Origin of the sequence: Sandarakinorhabdus cyanobacteriorum (genome assembly GCF_002251755.1) — a bacterium.
Taxonomy (GTDB): domain Bacteria; phylum Pseudomonadota; class Alphaproteobacteria; order Sphingomonadales; family Sphingomonadaceae; genus Sandarakinorhabdus; species Sandarakinorhabdus cyanobacteriorum.
In genome coordinates, this window is sequence record NZ_NOXT01000071.1 from 1 (window position 1) to 16,043 (window position 16,043).

The 16,043-nt window shown below is 65.9% G+C and carries 17 protein-coding genes; 10 read left to right on the plus strand and 7 right to left on the minus strand.

Annotated elements, in window-relative coordinates; genetic code table 11:
* Positions 1-61 precede the first annotated feature (61 nt).
* From CHU93_RS02450 to CHU93_RS02470, 5 genes are all read left to right on the plus strand, one after another.
* Positions 62-931 carry a 2OG-Fe(II) oxygenase family protein gene (locus CHU93_RS02450; RefSeq protein ID WP_094472605.1) on the plus strand — a complete coding sequence of 290 codons (870 nt, stop codon included), beginning with the start codon at positions 62-64 and terminating at the stop codon, positions 929-931.
* A 7-nt stretch (positions 932-938) separates the two neighbouring features.
* Positions 939-1,784, plus strand: coding sequence for a metal-dependent hydrolase (locus CHU93_RS02455; protein WP_094472606.1), 846 nt, complete (start codon positions 939-941; stop codon positions 1,782-1,784).
* A 151-nt stretch (positions 1,785-1,935) separates the two neighbouring features.
* Positions 1,936-3,294 (plus strand): NADP-specific glutamate dehydrogenase, encoded by a 1,359-nt coding sequence (gdhA, locus tag CHU93_RS02460; protein WP_094472607.1) that lies wholly within the window; start codon positions 1,936-1,938, stop codon positions 3,292-3,294.
* A gap of 24 nt (positions 3,295-3,318) precedes the next feature.
* Complete coding sequence (locus CHU93_RS02465; RefSeq protein WP_094472608.1) at positions 3,319-3,831, plus strand: DUF4188 domain-containing protein; 513 nt, start codon at positions 3,319-3,321, stop codon at positions 3,829-3,831.
* Positions 3,815-5,461: an acetolactate synthase large subunit gene (locus CHU93_RS02470; protein ID WP_094472609.1), complete on the plus strand. Its 1,647-nt coding sequence runs from the start codon at positions 3,815-3,817 to the stop codon at positions 5,459-5,461. Before CHU93_RS02465 ends, CHU93_RS02470 begins: the two co-directional genes overlap by 17 nt.
* A 15-nt stretch (positions 5,462-5,476) precedes the next feature.
* Here CHU93_RS02470 and CHU93_RS02475 read toward each other — a convergent pair whose 3' ends face one another.
* A complete protein-coding gene (locus CHU93_RS02475; RefSeq protein ID WP_094472610.1) occupies positions 5,477-6,514 on the minus strand; it encodes a S66 peptidase family protein in 1,038 nt (345 codons plus the stop codon).
* A gap of 128 nt (positions 6,515-6,642) precedes the next feature.
* Between CHU93_RS02475 and CHU93_RS02480 the strand changes: the two genes are divergently transcribed.
* A complete protein-coding gene (locus tag CHU93_RS02480) occupies positions 6,643-7,494 on the plus strand; it encodes a diacylglycerol/lipid kinase family protein (RefSeq protein WP_106408470.1) in 852 nt (283 codons plus the stop codon).
* Here CHU93_RS02480 and CHU93_RS02485 read toward each other — a convergent pair.
* Positions 7,491-8,072, minus strand: a complete 582-nt coding sequence (locus CHU93_RS02485) for an NAD(P)H-dependent oxidoreductase (protein WP_094472611.1) — start codon at positions 8,070-8,072, stop codon at positions 7,491-7,493. The genes CHU93_RS02480 and CHU93_RS02485 overlap by 4 nt on opposite strands.
* 230 nt (positions 8,073-8,302) lie before the next feature.
* On the opposite strand from CHU93_RS02485, the gene CHU93_RS02490 reads away from it, so the two are divergent.
* Positions 8,303-9,268 carry a DUF5694 domain-containing protein gene (locus CHU93_RS02490; protein ID WP_094472612.1) on the plus strand — a complete coding sequence of 322 codons (966 nt, stop codon included), beginning with the start codon at positions 8,303-8,305 and terminating at the stop codon, positions 9,266-9,268.
* A 2-nt stretch (positions 9,269-9,270) separates the two neighbouring features.
* Here CHU93_RS02490 and CHU93_RS02495 read toward each other — a convergent pair whose 3' ends face one another.
* Genes CHU93_RS02495 through pgsA form a run of 3 tightly spaced genes read right to left on the minus strand, consistent with a single transcriptional unit; the run spans position 9,271 to position 10,519 of the window.
* The gene (locus tag CHU93_RS02495; protein WP_094472613.1) at positions 9,271-9,717 is read right to left on the minus strand and encodes a molybdenum cofactor biosynthesis protein MoaE; all 447 of its coding nucleotides are present in this window, start codon (positions 9,715-9,717) and stop codon (positions 9,271-9,273) included.
* Positions 9,714-9,971 (minus strand): molybdopterin converting factor subunit 1, encoded by a 258-nt coding sequence (gene moaD / locus CHU93_RS02500; RefSeq protein ID WP_094472614.1) that lies wholly within the window; start codon positions 9,969-9,971, stop codon positions 9,714-9,716. The genes CHU93_RS02495 and moaD overlap by 4 nt, the downstream gene beginning before the upstream one ends.
* Complete coding sequence (gene pgsA, locus CHU93_RS02505; RefSeq protein WP_086117466.1) at positions 9,968-10,519, minus strand: CDP-diacylglycerol--glycerol-3-phosphate 3-phosphatidyltransferase; 552 nt, start codon at positions 10,517-10,519, stop codon at positions 9,968-9,970. The genes moaD and pgsA overlap by 4 nt, the downstream gene beginning before the upstream one ends.
* A gap of 57 nt (positions 10,520-10,576) precedes the next feature.
* Here pgsA and CHU93_RS02510 point away from each other — a divergent pair, with 57 nt between their 5' ends.
* Both CHU93_RS02510 and CHU93_RS02515 read left to right on the plus strand, forming a co-directional pair.
* Complete coding sequence (locus CHU93_RS02510; protein WP_094472615.1) at positions 10,577-11,248, plus strand: nitroreductase; 672 nt, start codon at positions 10,577-10,579, stop codon at positions 11,246-11,248.
* Positions 11,245-12,087, plus strand: coding sequence for an EamA family transporter (locus tag CHU93_RS02515; RefSeq protein ID WP_094472616.1), 843 nt, complete (start codon positions 11,245-11,247; stop codon positions 12,085-12,087). Before CHU93_RS02510 ends, CHU93_RS02515 begins: the two co-directional genes overlap by 4 nt.
* 35 nt (positions 12,088-12,122) lie before the next feature.
* Here the strand turns inward: CHU93_RS02515 and CHU93_RS02520 are convergent, their stop codons facing one another.
* Both CHU93_RS02520 and uvrC read right to left on the minus strand, forming a co-directional pair.
* Positions 12,123-12,809: a glutathione S-transferase family protein gene (locus tag CHU93_RS02520; protein WP_094472617.1), complete on the minus strand. Its 687-nt coding sequence runs from the start codon at positions 12,807-12,809 to the stop codon at positions 12,123-12,125.
* Positions 12,810-12,826: 17 nt separating this feature from the next.
* Positions 12,827-14,743, minus strand: a complete 1,917-nt coding sequence (gene uvrC, locus CHU93_RS02525) for an excinuclease ABC subunit UvrC (protein ID WP_094472618.1) — start codon at positions 14,741-14,743, stop codon at positions 12,827-12,829.
* A 61-nt stretch (positions 14,744-14,804) separates the two neighbouring features.
* On the opposite strand from uvrC, the gene CHU93_RS02530 reads away from it, so the two are divergent.
* The gene (locus CHU93_RS02530; protein WP_094472619.1) at positions 14,805-16,028 is read left to right on the plus strand and encodes an alkaline phosphatase family protein; all 1,224 of its coding nucleotides are present in this window, start codon (positions 14,805-14,807) and stop codon (positions 16,026-16,028) included.
* Positions 16,029-16,043: the final 15 nt, after the last annotated feature.

The following is a 16,043-nucleotide window of genomic DNA, read 5'->3' on the forward strand; positions in this document are numbered from 1 at the left end:
CGCTATCATCAACCATGGCGGGCGTGGCACTTTCTGTCCTGCTCCAGATGGGGGTAAAACTATGGCAACCGCTGCTCAATTGCCGGCTGATGATCAGGGCTTTCTGCTGAATGTGTCGCGTGCCGATGTGGTGCAGGCACCGTTTCCCCATGTGATCAGCGATGCGATCCTGCCGGCTGATCTGTTTGCCCGTCTGAAAGCTGATTTTCCGGATGCGTCGGTGTTTGCCGGCCAGGCTGAAACCCATGGCAACACTGGCAGCCGCACCGGCCAGGGCTTTGACATCTATCGCGGCGATGCGTCTTATGCTGCCTTGATGGCTCGCTCCGAGGCGTGGCGTGAGTTTGATGCCTTCATCAACAGCCGCGCATTTGTTGACCAGTTTCTTGCGCTTTTTGGCCCCGATCTGGAGGCAATGGGCTGTTCGGCCGACATTGCGGCGTCTCATTATGACCGCAGCTATGAAGAGCCGCGCGAGCTGATGACCGAGCATGCCACGATCAAGGACCGCGTTGACGGCGCGCTGCACAAGCTGACCCGTGGTTTGAAGAGCGGACGGACGGTCGAACTCTTCTCGCGGCTGGATATCCGGCGCGCCATGGGTGGTTATGCCAAGCCGCCGCACTGCGACCGGCCGAACCGGCTGTGTTCGTTGATCGTCTATTTCACCGATGCCGAGGCTGTTGGCCTGGAAGGCGGCGAATTGATGATCTATCGCCACCGCCAGGACAAGCCGATCAGCCGCTATGAGCGCCATCCGGCCGAACAGGATGTGGAGATTGTTGCCAAGCTGAAGGCCAAGCCCAATCTGGGCGTGTTCTTCCCTTGCTCCAACAACAGCTATCATGGCGTCACGGCGGTGACGACCAAGGGGATCCCGCGCGATTTCCTTTACATCAATATTTCGGCCAAGGTTTCCAACGTCTGGTAACCGGGTGATGGCGAGCCGCGCGCCTGCGGATCTGGCGATCATTCCGCGCAACCTGCGTTTTGGCCGCGAGGAGGTGCGGGGGCGCTGGTGGCTGGGTGGCGATCCGGTGGCGACGGCCTGGCACAATGCGCTGTCGGCCAGTTTCCCGATGGGGGAGGGATTCTTCATCGAGACGGTGCGCCGCTTCCGCGGGCAGGTTTCGCCGGCGCTGGCGGCGCAGATCGATGATTTCGTGCGGCAGGAAGCCTATCACACCCGCGAACATGCCGCCTTCAATGATCAGGTGAGCGGTGCCGGTTATGACATTGCCGCCATCGAACAGCGCATTGCCGACAGCCTGGTGGATGCCCGTGCCGCGCATCCGGTGGCGCAACTGCTGATCACGGTGAGCCTGGAGCATTTCACCGCGATCTTTGCCCATGCCATGCTGGCCCGAAACGCGGCGGCCTTTGCCGGGGCGAGCGCCGAGACGCGGGCGATGTGGACCTGGCACGCCATCGAGGAGATCGAGCACAAGGGCGTGGCCTTTGACACCTACATGCATGTGGCCCGCGACCTGAAGCCGGCGAAGCGCTGCGCGATCCGCAGCCTGGTGTTCCTGCGGGTGTCGCGCAATTTCGTGAAGAACCGGGTGCGCGATGCGCTGGATCTGCTGGCGCAGGATGGCATCACCGGCCTGCCGGCGCGGGCGCGGCTGTGGTGGTATCTGCTGGGCAACCCCGGCGTGTTGCGCCAGGTGGCCCTGGCCTGGGCGGCCTATCTGCGGCCCGGTTTTCACCCCTGGGATCATGACGACCGGGCGCTGGTGGCCCGCCATGCGAAGGCGTTGAATCAGGGCCCGGCATCAGCCTGAGATCATCAAATTTTCACGGCGAATTGCGCTTTGCGTTGCCTGAAATTCTGATAGGCTTCCCTGTATCGTGGCTGGGCAGACCGGCGAACAAGCTGGCGCAGCCTTAGTCTGCCCGGACAAGCAGTCCCGGGCCAATCCGGGGGGAAGTGCCATGGGCGTTCATGACCATGTGGATCTGAATGGCTTTATCGAAGGCGTGAAACGGCGCAATCCGGGGCAGCCGGAATTCGTGCAGGCCGTGCAGGAAGTGGCCGAGGATATTTTCGAGTTCATCGGCGACAAGGTGAAATATCACGAGGCGCAGATCCTGCGCCGCATCGCCGAGCCGGACCGGGTTGTCAGCTTCCGGGTGTGCTGGGAGGATGACAAGGGCAATATCCGGGTGCAGCGCGGCTGGCGCGTGCAGAACAACAACGCCATCGGGCCATACAAGGGCGGCATCCGGTTCCACCCCAGTGTCACCGAAAGCGTGCTGAAGTTCCTGGCGTTCGAGCAGACCTTCAAGAACGCGCTGACCGGCTTGCCGATGGGTGGCGGCAAGGGCGGCTCCAACTTCAATCCCAAGGGCAAGAGCGTGAATGAGATCATGCGCTTCTGCCAGAGCTTCATGACCGAGCTGTATCGCCACATTGGCGCCGATGTGGACGTGCCGGCCGGCGATATTGGCGTGGGCGGCCGCGAGATCGGCTTCATGTTCGGCCAGTACAAGCGGATCACCAATCATTTCACCGGCGTGTTGACCGGCAAGGGCCTGGAATGGGGCGGCAGCCTGATCCGCACCGAGGCAACCGGTTATGGCGCGGTCTATTTCCTGCAGAACATGCTGACATCGAAGGGCATGGATATCGCCGGCAAGACGGCGGTGATTTCGGGTTCGGGCAATGTCGCCACCCATGCCGCCGAAAAGATCGTGCAGCTGGGCGGCAAGGTGCTGACGCTTTCGGATTCGGAAGGCTTCATCCACGATCCCGATGGCATCACCCAGGACAAGATCAACTGGGTGAAGGATCTGAAGAATGTGCGCCGTGGCCGCATTTCGGAATATGTGAAGGAGTTCAAGGGCGCCAGCTTCCACGGTGGCGGGGCACGGCCGTGGGGCGTGGCCTGCGATCTGGCGCTGCCCTGCGCCACGCAGAACGAGCTAAACGGTGAGGAAGCGAAGACGCTGCTGAAGAACGGCTGCATCGGGGTGGCCGAAGGCGCCAATATGCCGACCGACCTCGACGGCGTGCACATCTTCAAGGCGGCGAAGATCCTTTATGCCCCCGGCAAGGCCAGCAACGCCGGCGGCGTGGCGGTTTCGGGCCTGGAAATGAGCCAGAACAGCGCCCGCATGAGCTGGAAGGAAGAGGAGCTGCAGGAGATGTTGAAGGACATCATGCGCGGCATCCACGACCGCTGCCTGGAATATGGCGGCCAGGGCGGCGGCTATACCGATTATGTGAAGGGTGCCAACATCGCCGGCTTCAAGAAGGTGGCCGATGCCATGCTGGCCTTTGGGGTGGTGTAAGCCGGCAGCCCGAGGAGACGTGGCATGAACGGGATCATCGATCGGCGGGTGTGTGCCGAAATCGATGGCCCGTTCGTGCTGTTCCTGATCGGCATCCGCATCAACCGGCTGTGGAAGCTGAACAGCTGGCTGCCAACCTTTCAGGCGATGGGGCCGATAATCGCCGAACTGTCACGCCGGCCGGAGCTGGGCCTGTTGCACAACCGCAGCCACTTCGGCTTTCCGGCCACGATGCTGGTGCAATATTGGCGCAGCCACGATCATCTGCAGGCCTTTGCGACGGGCCGTGACCAGCTGCATCTGCCGGCCTGGCAGCGTTTCAACCAGGCGGTGGGATCAAACGGGGATGTGGGCATCTGGCACGAGACCTATCTGATCGAGCCGGGCCGGTATGAGAGTGTTTACAACAATATGCCGGCGTGGGGCCTGGGCCGCGCCGGTGCCATCCATGATGCCGTGGGCCAGCGCGCCCGTGCCGACGGGCGCCGGCAGGTGCAATTGATGAACGGGGGACGACACGATGACCAAAGCATCTGACCTGCTGGTGCAATGCCTTGAGGAAGAAGGCTGCGAATATGTGTTCGGCGTGCCGGGCGAGGAGAATCTGGATTTCCTCGACAGCCTGGAGCGATCGACCAAGATCAAGCTGATCCTGACCCGGCATGAACAGGGCGCCGGCTTCATGGCCGCCACCTATGGCCGCCACACCGGCAAGGCCGGGGTGTGCGTGGCGACGCTGGGGCCGGGGGCGACCAATTTCGTGACGGCGGCGGCCTATGCCTTTCTGGGCGGCATGCCGATGCTGATGATCACCGGGCAGAAGCCGATCAAGAAATCCAAGCAGGGCCGGTTCCAGATCCTGGACGTGGTCGACATGATGCGGCCGATCACCAAATACACCCACCAGCTGGCCAGTGCCGACAATATCCCGGCGCGCACCCGCGAAGCGTTCCGGCTGGCGCAGGAGGAAAAGCCCGGCGCCACCCATCTGGAGCTGCCGGAAGACATCGCCCATGATCCGACCGATGCAGTGCCGTTCAAGCCCAGCTATGTGCGCCGGCCGCTGGCTGATGCCAAGGCGGTGGCGATGGCGGCGCGCGCCATCGAAGCGGCGCGTGCGCCGATCCTGGTGATTGGCGCCGGCGCCAACCGCACCATGACGTCGAAAATGCTGCTGGAGTTCATCGAGAAGACCGGCATCCCGTTCCTGACAACGCAGTTGGGCAAGGGCGTGGTGGATGAACGCCACCCGTTGTTCCTGGGCTGTGCTGCGCTGTCGGCCGGGGATTTCGTGCATGCCGCGATCCGAAAGGCGGACGTGATCGTGAACATCGGCCATGATGTGATTGAAAAGCCGCCGTTCTTCATGAACGGAAACGAGACGACCGTGATCCACATGAGCGTGAAATCCGCCGAGGTGGACCCGGTTTATTATCCGCAGATCGAGGTGGTGGGCGATATTGCCAACGCCGTGTGGCAATTGGGCGGCCAGGTGGCCAAACAGCCGCACTGGGATTTTTCCGGCATGCTGGCGGCCCGGGCCGCCGAAGTGGCGCACCGCGATGCCGCGGTGGGCGATGCGCGCTTCCCCATCTATCCGCAATATCTGGTCAGCCAGATCCGCCGGGCGATGCCGGACGATGGCATCATCGCGCTCGACAACGGGGTCTACAAGATCTGGTTTGCGCGCAATTATACCGCCTATCGGCCCAACACAGTGCTGCTCGACAATGCGTTGGCCACCATGGGCGCCGGCCTGCCTAGCGCCATGGCCAGCAACATGGTCTATCCGGACCGCAAGGTGCTGGCGGTGTGCGGCGATGGCGGCTTCATGATGAACAGCCAGGAAATGGAAACCGCGGTCCGCCTTGGGCTGAACATCACCGTGTTGATCCTGAATGACGGCAGCTATGGCATGATCCGCTGGAAACAGGCCAACATGGGCTTCAAGGATTGGGGCCTGGAATATGGCAACCCGGATTTCGTTGCCTATGCCGAATCCTATGGCGCCAAGGGCCACCGGGTGACGAGCGCCGCGATGCTGCCGGGCCTGCTCGATCATTGCCTGAACACGCCGGGCGTGCACCTGATCGACTGCCCGATGGACTATAGCGACAATGACCGGATCCTGAACAAGGAAATCAAGGAGTTGAGCGCAAAGCTGTAAGGCCAGAAATCAGGCTTATGTCACGGCCGGCTCCAACAGCCGGATCGTGCCGGCGTCGGCATCGATTTCCGCCATCCCGCCCACCGGCAGGGTGAACTGATCGGCGATATGGCCGAACCAGGCCCCCTGATAGGCCGGCACGCCCAGCCGGCCGAGGTGGTGGGCAAGGATATCGGTGAGGGTGAACCCACCATAATTGCCGCGGCTGGCGCCCACGCAATTGGTGCACTGGCCAAACACCACGCCGGCGAGTTTGCCGAGCACGCCGGCCTGGCCCAATTGGGTGAGCATGCGGTCGATGCGATATTCGGCTTCGTCGACATCCTCGAGGAAAAGGATGGCGCCGCTGAAATCGGGCAGATATTCGGTGCCGACCAGCGCGGTGAGTACGGTGAGATTGCCGCCGAGCAGCACCCCGCGGGCGCGGCCGGGGCGGATGGTCTGGGTGCGCCATTGGCGCTGGGCCAGCCGGTCTTCCGTGCCGGGCGGATTGGCAAGCAGCGGCGTGGCACCATCAAAGGCCAGCGCGCTGAAATGATCGACCGAGGCGCGCCCCCAGGCACTGCCGCCATTGGGGCCGTGCAGGGTGACAAAGCCGGCCTTGGCCGCAATGGCCATGTGGAGCGCGGTGATGTCGCTGTAGCCCAGCAGCAACTTGGGATTGGCGCGGATCATCGGCCAATCAAGATGGGGCAGCATGCGGGCGCTGCCCCAGCCGCCGCGGACGGCAAAGATCGCCTTCACCTGCGGATCGCGGAACATGGCATTCACGCCGGCTGCCCGCGCCTCGTCGGTGCCGCCCAGATAGCCGTGGCGGGTGAACAGATTGGTGGCCCGCTTCGGCGTCAGGCCCATGGCGGTCACGGCTTCCTCCACCAGGGTGAGTTGCAGGGCTTCGTCGCTGGCGGTGGCTGGTTCGATCAGGCCGACAATGTCGCCCGGGTGCAGGCGGCGCGGCTTTGTCGCCGGCCCGCGCGTGGCCGCCAGGCTGGGCAACGGCAGCGCCATGGCGGTGGCCAGCGTGGCCATGATGTGGCGCCGCGTCATCTTCATCCCTGTCCCTTTCCCGCTGCTGCGTGTCCGCCATGTTCGATGATTGCGGCCAGACATCAAGCCCATGTTGCCCGAATTCGCCGGCTGCGCAGCATTGACCGGCCCGGTTGCCGGCACCACATGCAGCCATGATGCTGCCTGCGCCTCGCTCCCCCGAACCTGCCGGCCCGCTGGGGCGGGTCTGGCTGGTGGCCAACCGGGCCAGCCGATCAACCGATGCGGCCCGCATCGCGGCACTGGGGGCGGCGCTGCAGGCGGCAGGCGCCACCCTGGCGGGGCAGAGCGATTTCCCGCGCGAATCCGCGCCTGATGCCGGGGCGCTGCGCGCGGCGGGGATCGACACGCTGGTGGTGCTGGGCGGTGATGGCACGTTGGGCACGGCCAGCTCAGCCGCCGCCGGCTGGGGCGGGCAGGTGCTGGTGTTGCCCGGCGGCACCATGAACCTGTTGTCACGCGCGCTGCATGGCGCGGCCAGCCCCGAGGCCATCGTGGCGGCGGCCGGGCTGGGGGTGTTGACGCATGTGCCGGTGGTGCGTGGTGGCGGGCATAGCAGCTTTTGCCGAATCATCATCGGGCCGCTGACCCGCTGGGCGCGGGCGCGCGAAAATGCCCGGCACGGGCGCATCTGGCGGGTGTGGCAGGCGGTGCGGCTGGCGCTGGCGCGGGGCTTTCTGGGCGGGGTGAAGGTGGCCGGCCATCCCGGCCGTCATCCCGGTGTTCTGGTGATGCCATCGGAACAGGGGCTTGAGGTGGCGCTGTTTTCCGGGCGCGGCGTGGCGGCGGCGATGGCGGTGGCGGTGAACTGGCTGCTGGGCGATTGGCGCAGTGCCGGCGCGGTGACGGCCTTCACCGCGCCCGATCTGGTGGTTGGCCGGCGACGCCCCTTGCGTTGCCTGTTTGACGGCGAGCTGCGCAAACTGCCGGCGGGCACGCGCTTTGTGCCCGGCTGGTCGGACCTGCGCTATATCCGGACGCGTTAACCGGCCAGCTTGCGGGCGACGGCGAAGAATTGCTCGATCCGCGCCGGGGTGGCATCGCGGATGGTGCCCACCACCTTCATGTGGGTGACCTTCAGGCCAACGAAATCGAGGATTTGCCGCCGGAGCACGTTCAGCCAGCCGTTGCGATAGCCCAGCCACAGATACCAGGGCGGCGTATCGGCGGTGATCAGCACCCGGGCGGTGCGGCCTTCGAACAATTTCTTCGGAAAATGCCCGTCGCCTTCATAAGCGAAGGCGATCCCGGGCAGGAACAGCCGGTCAAACACGCCCTTCAGCTTGGCCGGGGCCGCGCCCCACCACAGAGGGTGAACCAGGATGAACGTGTCGCACCAGCGGATATCGGCGAGCAGGGCCTGGAGATCGGGTTCATGCTCCATTCGGCGTTGATAGCCATGGGCAAGATTGGGATCGAAATCCATGGCCGACAGGCGCACCAGCCGCACCTCGGCCCCGCGCGCCTGCGCCGTTTCGGCGGCGGCGCCGGCCAGGGCGCTGCACAGGGACGCGCCATCGGGATGACCGTCGAGAACGAGGACGCGCGTGCTGCTTGCCGCCATGGATCACCATCAAGTCTGAATTGCCATGCCGCCATAGCCTGTGGTGGCGCGATTGCCGACAGCAGCATCGTCGCGGCGATTGACCATGCGGTTCGCGCTGTTATGTTGAAATAACACAGCATGGGGGATGGAGCCATGGCAGGTGCGATGTTTCGGGCGGCAATGGCCCTGGTCGCCCTGATGATCCCCGCGCCTATCAGTCCGCGCATGTCGGCGCGCCGACCCGGATCATGGTGCTGGGCACGCCGCATCTTTCGGGCACGCCCGACGGCTGGGATCCGGCAGTGCTGGAGCCGCTGTTGCAACGGCTGGCGCGGTTCAGGCCCGACGCCATCGCCATCGAGGCGTTGACCGGCCCGGGCATCCACAGCCTGTTTGCCTATCGCGAAGTGCATCCCGATGTGGCGCGCACCTATGGCGGCCGCGCCCTGGTGCTGGCCGGCCTGACCCGCAGCACGCTGGCGATGGACATGCCGCAGGCAGAGGCGGAGGTGCGTCGCACGCTGGCGGCCTGGCCGGCCGAGCCCAGCCCGGCACAGCGGCGGCGGCTGGCAGCGATGTTGGTGGCGGCCGGCGATCCCAATTCGGCGCTGGTGCAATGGTGGCGGCTGGATCCGGCGGAGCGCAAGGCCGATGCCCATGTATCGGCCCTGCTGGCGCGGGAGCTGGAGGGCTTTGCCGGCCGGCGCAACGAGAATCACCTGATCGCGGCGCGGCTGGCCCAGCGGCTGGGGCTGGAGCGGGTGCACCCCACCGATGACCAGAGCGATGATGATGATCCGGCGCTGGACAAGCCGATGGAAGCCTTCATGGCCGAGCCCTGGCTGAAGACGCTGTTGGCCGATCCGGCCTTCAAGGCGCTGGTGGAGGCCGCGGCGCATTTGCGCACGCCCGAGGAAGTGATGAGCACCTATCGTCTGGTGAACAGCGCCGCTGCCGGACGGTTGGATGCCGACGGCCAATGGCTGAACATGATCAACCGTCCCAGCCCGCAGCAGGTGGGCCGCCACCGCGTCGCGTTGTGGGAGGTGCGCAACCTGCGCATGGTGGCCAATATCCGCGAAGTGGCGGCGCGCCACGCTGGTGGCCGGGTGCTGGTGATCGTGGGTTCGGCGCACAAGCCGTGGTTTGAAGCCTATCTGCGGCAAATGAGCGATGTTGCCGTGGAGGATATGGCGGCGCTGCTGGCGCAATAGGCTCAGGCCCAGCGGTCGGCCGCTGCGTCGTCGCTGGCCTTGGCCTCCACCCAACGGGTGGTGCCGTTGGCCCATTCTTCCTTCTTCCAGAACGGGGCTTTGGTTTTCAACCAGTCCATCAGGAATTGCGCCGCGGCGAAGGCGTCGCCGCGGTGGGGGCTGGCGGTGGTGACGAGGACGATGGGCTCCCCGGGCAGGAGGCGGCCGTGGCGGTGGATGATGCTGCCCAGCACGCCGGGCCAGCGCTTGGCGGCTTCGGCGGCGATGGCCTGCATCTGGGCCAGGGTCATGCCCGGATAATGTTCGAGGGTGAGGGCGGCGAGGCCATCATCGGCGCGGACCAGGCCGGTGAACTGCACGGCTGCGCCCAGATCGGTGCGGCCCGCCAGCAGCGCGGCCTGTTCGGCGGCGGGATCGAACGGGCCCGATTGCAGGCGGGCCGCAATCATCCGCCCGTCACCGGGGGGAAAATCGCAATCTCGCGGGCGCCAGCGACTGGCGTATCGGGCGTGGCGAAGGCCTGATCGACGGCGACGCGGATGCGGCTGCGGTTCGCAAGCGCCGCGGCGTGGCCGGGGCTGCGGCTGGCGAGCCAGTCGAGCAGGGCGGCAACGCTGGTGATGTTGGCGGGCAGGGCGACGGTTTCGGCATCAACGCCGATCTGTTCGCGCACCCAGGCGAAATACAAAAGCTCGACCATCACATATGCTTCAGGCCGGTGCGCAGATAATCATAGCCGGTGATGAGGGTGAGGATGGCAGCGGCCCAGAGCGTGACCATCCCGACCTCCAGCGCCGGCAGCCAGGGCAGGATGGGCTTGGCACCGACCAGGATCAGCGCGCCCAGCGCGATAAGCTGCGCCGTGGTTTTCCACTTGGCCAGCTGCGACACCGGCACCGAGACGGCGAGGCCGGCGAGATATTCGCGCAAGCCCGACACGAAGATTTCGCGCAACAGGATGATGAGGCCGGCCAGGGTGGACCAGCCGTGCAGCACGCCACCATCGATCAGCATCACGATGGTGGCGGCGACCATGATCTTGTCCGCAATCGGATCGAGGAACTGGCCGATCTTGGAGACGGTGCCCCAGCTGCGGGCGAGATAGCCATCAAAATAATCGGTGATCGCCGCCAGCGCATAGAGCGCCCAGGCCGCCAGCCATTCCCACGGGTTGTTGCCCCACATCAGGGCGACAAGGCCAGGCACCGCGAGGATGCGCGACAAGGTGAGCAGATTGGGGAGGCTGGACAACACGCAGCCTTCATAGGCAATTCGAGCCAAACTGAAAAGTTACGGAAAGGTCTCGTCATGCAGGTTTCTGATGCCGTGTTGTCCCGCCGGTCGGTGCGGGGGTTCCTGCCCACCCCGGTGGACGGTGCGGTGCTGCGCCGGGTGGTGGAGAAGGCGGCCTGGGCGCCATCAGGCGGCAATCTGCAGCCCTGGCATATCGATGTGGTGGGCGGCGGGCGGCTGGACGCGTTGAAGCACATCATGCTGGGCAAGCTGATGGGCGGCGGTGCCATGGAACCGACGGAATATGACATCTATCCCAAGGAGTTGCCCAAGCCCTACAGCGATTACCGCTTTGCGGTGGGCGAGGAGCTTTATGCCCGGCTGGGCATCCCGCGCGAGGACAAGATGGGCCGGCGCATGTGGTTTGCCCGCAATTTCCAGTTCTTTGGCGCGCCCGTCGCGCTGTTCTGCAGCGTGGACAAGCGCATGGGCCCGCCGCAGTGGAGCGACCTGGGCATGTATCTGCAGACGCTGATGCTGCTGCTGAAGGAGGAAGGGCTGGATTCGTGCCCGCAGGAATGCTGGGCGGTCTATCCCAACACCATCCGCGAATTCATCGGCATTCCGGAGGAGCGGATGCTGTTCACCGGCATGGCGATCGGTTTTATCGATCGGCAAGACAAGTCCAATCTGGTCAGGCCCGCCCGCGCGCCGCTGGCCGATTGGGCGCAGTTCCACGGGCTTTGATCCCGGCATCTGCCCTGGCTGCCACCTTGCTGTCGGCGTTGCTGCACGCCGGGTGGAACCTGTTCCTGAAGGGCAGCGCCGGGGACCGGATGGTTGATCTGGCGCTGCTCGGGCTGGGCGGCAGCCTGTTTGGCGTGGTGCTGATCACCCTGTTCGGCGCGCCGGTGGCCGGTGCCTGGCCGTTCATCCTGGCCTCAAGCGCCATCCACCTTGTGTATTGGACGGCGCTGACCAAAGGCTATGCCGCCGGCGACATGAGCCATGTCTATACCATTGCGCGGGGCGTGGCGCCCGCATTGGTGACCATTGGTGCCGTTCTGGTGGCCGCAGAGGTGCCGCCGGTGACAGGGTTCATGGGCGTGGTGGCAATTTCGGCCGGCGTGATGCTGGTCGGCGTCAACCGCGCGGCACCACTGCCGGCGACGCTGTGGGCGCTGCTGACCGGCTGTGCGATTGCCGGATACAGCCTGGTCGATGCGCTGGGCGTGCGCACCAATGGCGACGTGTTCAGTTACAAGGGCTGGGGGGCGGTGTTCACCTTCCTGCCGATCAGCCTGTTTGTCATCCTGCGGCGCGGACCGGCGGGCTTTGCGGCGGCGGCGGCCGGGCGCTGGGGCCGCAGCATGGCGGCCGGTGCGGTGTCCAGCGCCGGTTTCATGCTGGTGCTGTGGGCCCAGATGCGCGGCCCCATCGGGCCGATCACGGCGCTGAGGGAAACCAGCGTGTTGTTTGGGGCGGCGCTGGCGGCGCTGTTACTGAAGGAGAAGGTGACGGCGCGGCGCTGGGCGGGGGCGGCGGTGGTGTGTGCCGGCGCGATGCTGATCGGGTTTGGCGGTTAGGCCCTGCGCTTAACCCTCGCGTTCAGGCTTCGCGTTCAGGCTTCTCTGGGCCCCAGGCCCAGCAGCTTGCGGGTGCGGGCGATGAAATCGCTGTTGTCGCCGCCTTCCTTCACTGGCGAGACATCAGGCACCTTGAGGCCGCGCTGCACGGCGGGGCGGGCGGCGACGCGGTCGATCCAGGCGGTGAGGTGAGGGAAGGGGGCAATATCAACCCCGGTCCAGCCGGCGGTGCGCGCCCAGCAAAAATGCGCGATATCGGCGATGCTGTATTCACCGGCGAGGAATGGCCGATCGGCCAGGCGGGCATCGAGGATGGCGAGCAGGCGGCGGACTTCGGCAAGATAGCGGGCCTGCACGGCGGGCAGCTTTTCCGGCCAATAATGGCCGAACAAATTGGCCTGGCCCATCATCGGCCCCAGCCCGCCCACCTGCAGCATCAACCATTGCAAGGCTTCGGAGCGGGCGCGGGGATCGGCGGGCAGCAATTGGCCGGTCTTTTCGGCGAGCCAGACCAGGATGGCACCCGATTCCATGACGCCAAAGCCGTCATCAACGATGGCCGGCACCTTGCCGTTGGGGTTGAGGCGAAGGAAGGCGGCGCTCTTCTGCTCCCCCTTGGCCAGATCGAGCGGCTGCACCTGATAGGCGAGGCCCAATTCCTCCAGCGCGATGGAAATCTTGTAGCCATCGGGCGTCGGTGCGGTGAACAGGGTGATGGCCATGGCCCCAGCCTAGCCCGTCACCCGTTCGGGTGGAAGTGCTGCCAGATCGCCAGTGCCATCTGTTTGGAGATGCCGGGCGCGCGTTCCAGATCGTCGAGCGTGGCGCCCTTCACGGCGCGGCTGGTGCCGAAGTGCAGCAGCAGCGCCTTCTTGCGGGCTGGGCCGATGCCGGGCACCTCGTCGAGCGGGCTCTGGGTGATGGATTTGGCCCGCTTGGCGCGGTGGGCGCCGATGGCGAAGCGGTGGGCTTCGTCGCGCAGGCGCTGGAGGTAGAAGAGCACCGGCGCATTGGGCGGCAGGGTGAGCTCGCGGCCCGAGGGCAGGTGGAAGATTTCGCGCCCGGCGTTGCGGTCCGGCCCCTTGGCGACGCCAACGATGGGCACATCGACGCCCAGTTCGGCCAGTGCCGCCATCACCGCCGCCACCTGGCCCTTGCCGCCGTCGATCAGGCACAGATCGGGCCAGTTGCCGGATTCGCGGTCAGGATCCTCGGCCTCCAGCCGGGCGAAGCGGCGGTGCAGCATCGCCTTCATCATGGCGAAATCGTCGCCGGGCGTGATGCTTTCATCCTTCATGTTGAACTTGCGATACTGGCCCTTCTGGAAGCCTACGGGCCCGGCGACCACCATGGCGCCCAGCGCGTTGGTGCCCTGGATATGGCTGTTGTCATAGATTTCGATGCGGCCCGGTGGGCCATCCAGTTCGAAAATCTCGGCCAGTTCGCGGTGCAGCTTGCCTTGGGTGGTGGTTTCGGCGCGGCGGCGCTGGATGGCCTCCTCGGCATTGCGCTGCGCCTGTTCGACCAGCTTGCGGGCCGGGCCGCGCTGGGCGTGGCGCAGGCTGACCTTGCGGCCGGCCTTTTCCGACAGGGCTGCGCCCAGAAGTTCGGCTTCCGGCAGGGCGCGGTCAAGCAGAAGCTCCTTCGGCGGCGGTAGTTCCTCATAGAGCTGGGCGAGGAAGCTTTGCAGCACCTCTGCCTCATCAATGCCCTCGGTGTGGCCGGGGAAGAAGCTGCGATGGCCCCAGTTCTGGCCGCCACGGATGAAGAAGATCTGCACGCACATGGCACCGCCATCGGTGGCCATGGCGATCACGTCGGCCTCGCTGGTGGCGCCATCAGCGTTGATGGCCTGGCTGCCCTGAATGAAGGTGAGGGCCTTCAGCCGGTCGCGCAGCACGGCGGCGGTCTCGAAGTCCATCGCTTCGGCGGCGGCCTGCATGGCTTCGGCCAGCTTCTTCTGGGCCTCTTGCGTGCGGCCGGACAGGAAGCCCTTGGCGTCATTCACCAATTCGGCATAGGCGCTGTCGTCGATGCGGCCGACGCAGGGCGCGGAGCAGCGCTTGATTTGGTAGAGCAGGCAGGGCCGGCTGCGGTTGGCGAAGAAACTGTCGGTACAGCTTCGGAGCAGGAAGACCTTCTGCAGGGCGTTCAGCGTGGCGTTGACAGCGCCGGCACTGGCGAACGGGCCATAATAGCTGCCCTTTGCCACCCGCGCACCGCGATGCTTGGAAATGCGGGGAAAATCATGATCCTCGCGCAGCAGGATGAAGGGGAAGCTTTTGTCGTCGCGCAGCAGCACATTGTAGGGCGGGCGATAGCGCTTGATCAGTTGGGCCTCGAGCAACAGCGCCTCGGCCTCGCTGTTGGTCGTCACGATTTCCATGGCGCGGGTTTGCGCCACCATGCGCTGCAGCCGGCGGGGCAGGCGGGCGACCTGGGTGTAATTGGTCACCCGGTTCTTCAGGGTGCGGGCCTTGCCGACATAGAGGACATCGCCGCCGGCATCGAGCATGCGATAGACGCCGGGGCGCAGCGGCAGGGTTTTCACCACGCCGCGGATGGTTTCGACGCCGCGATCAAGATCGGGCGTGTCCCTGCCGCGCACCGTCCAGGTTTGCGCTTCTTCGGAAAAACGGTCGGGCGTGTCGGTCATGCCCTGCTGCCGATAGCCGCCCCGGCATGTCGAATCCAGTTGCGCCTGCTATGGCGGCATCATGTTCCGGCTGCTCCCGATCCTGTTCGCCCTGTTGCTCGCGGCCTGCCAAGCGCCGCCGCCGGCCGTGACCGTGCCGCCGCCCCAGCCAGGCGCGCCGGTGATCCTGATTTCGGTGGATGGCCTGCGCGCCGATTATCTGCGGCGCGGCATCACCCCCACCATCAGCGCACTCGCCGCGCGCGGGGTGACGACGGCGGCGATGCGGCCCAGCTTTCCCAGCTTGACCTTTCCGAACCATTATACGCTGGTGACCGGCCTGCGCCCCGACCGGCATGGCATCGTGAACAACAACATGGACGATCCGGCGCTGGGCCGCTTTGCCCTGTCGCTCCGCAATGCGGTGGAGGATGGCCGCTGGTGGGCGGATGGCGAGCCGGTCTGGGTGACGGCGGAGCGGGCCGGCCTGGCCACCGCGACCATGTTCTGGCCGGGCAGCGAGGCGGCGATCCGCGGCGTGCGGCCGGGGCGCTGGCTGCCCTTTGATGGCAAGATGTCCAACCGGGATCGGGTGGCGCAGTTGCTGGCCTGGCTGGATGCCAGCCCGCGCCCGCGCTTTCTCACCCTCTATTTCGACACGGTTGATCATGGCGGCCATGAATTCGGGCCCGATTCGCCCGAAGTGAACAAGGCGGTGGCCGAGGTGGACGCGCGCATCGCCGATCTGCTGGCCGGGCTGAAGGCGCGGGGGATTGATGCCAACATCATCCTGGTCGCCGATCATGGCATGGCGCCGGTGAGCGCCGAGCGCCGCATCCTGCTCGATGCGCTGATCGATCCGGCGGCCGTGCGCTTTGTGGCCGGCGGCGCGCTGGCGGCCATGGACCCGATGCCGGGGCGGGAGGCCGAGGTGCGGGCGGCCCTGCTGCGGCCGCATCCGCAAATGGCCTGCCACGACAAGGGCGATGTGCCGGCGGCGCTGCACTATGGCCGGCATCGCCGGGTGCCGGCGCTGGTCTGCATTGCCGAGTCGGGCTGGATGATCTGGCTGTCGGCCCCGACGCCGGAACAGGCGGCAAAGCCGCTGGGCGGGATGCATGGTTATGATCCGGCGCATCCCGACATGGCGGCGAGCTTCGTGGCGGCTGGCCCGGCGTTCCGCAGCGGGGTGGTGCTGCCGCCGTTCGACAATGTGCATGTGCACCCGCTGTTGCTGCGGCTGCTGGGCCTGCCGCCGATGCAGACCGATGGCGACGCGGCGGTGCTGGCCCCGGCCCTGCGTTGATGCCCCTGCGCGGAA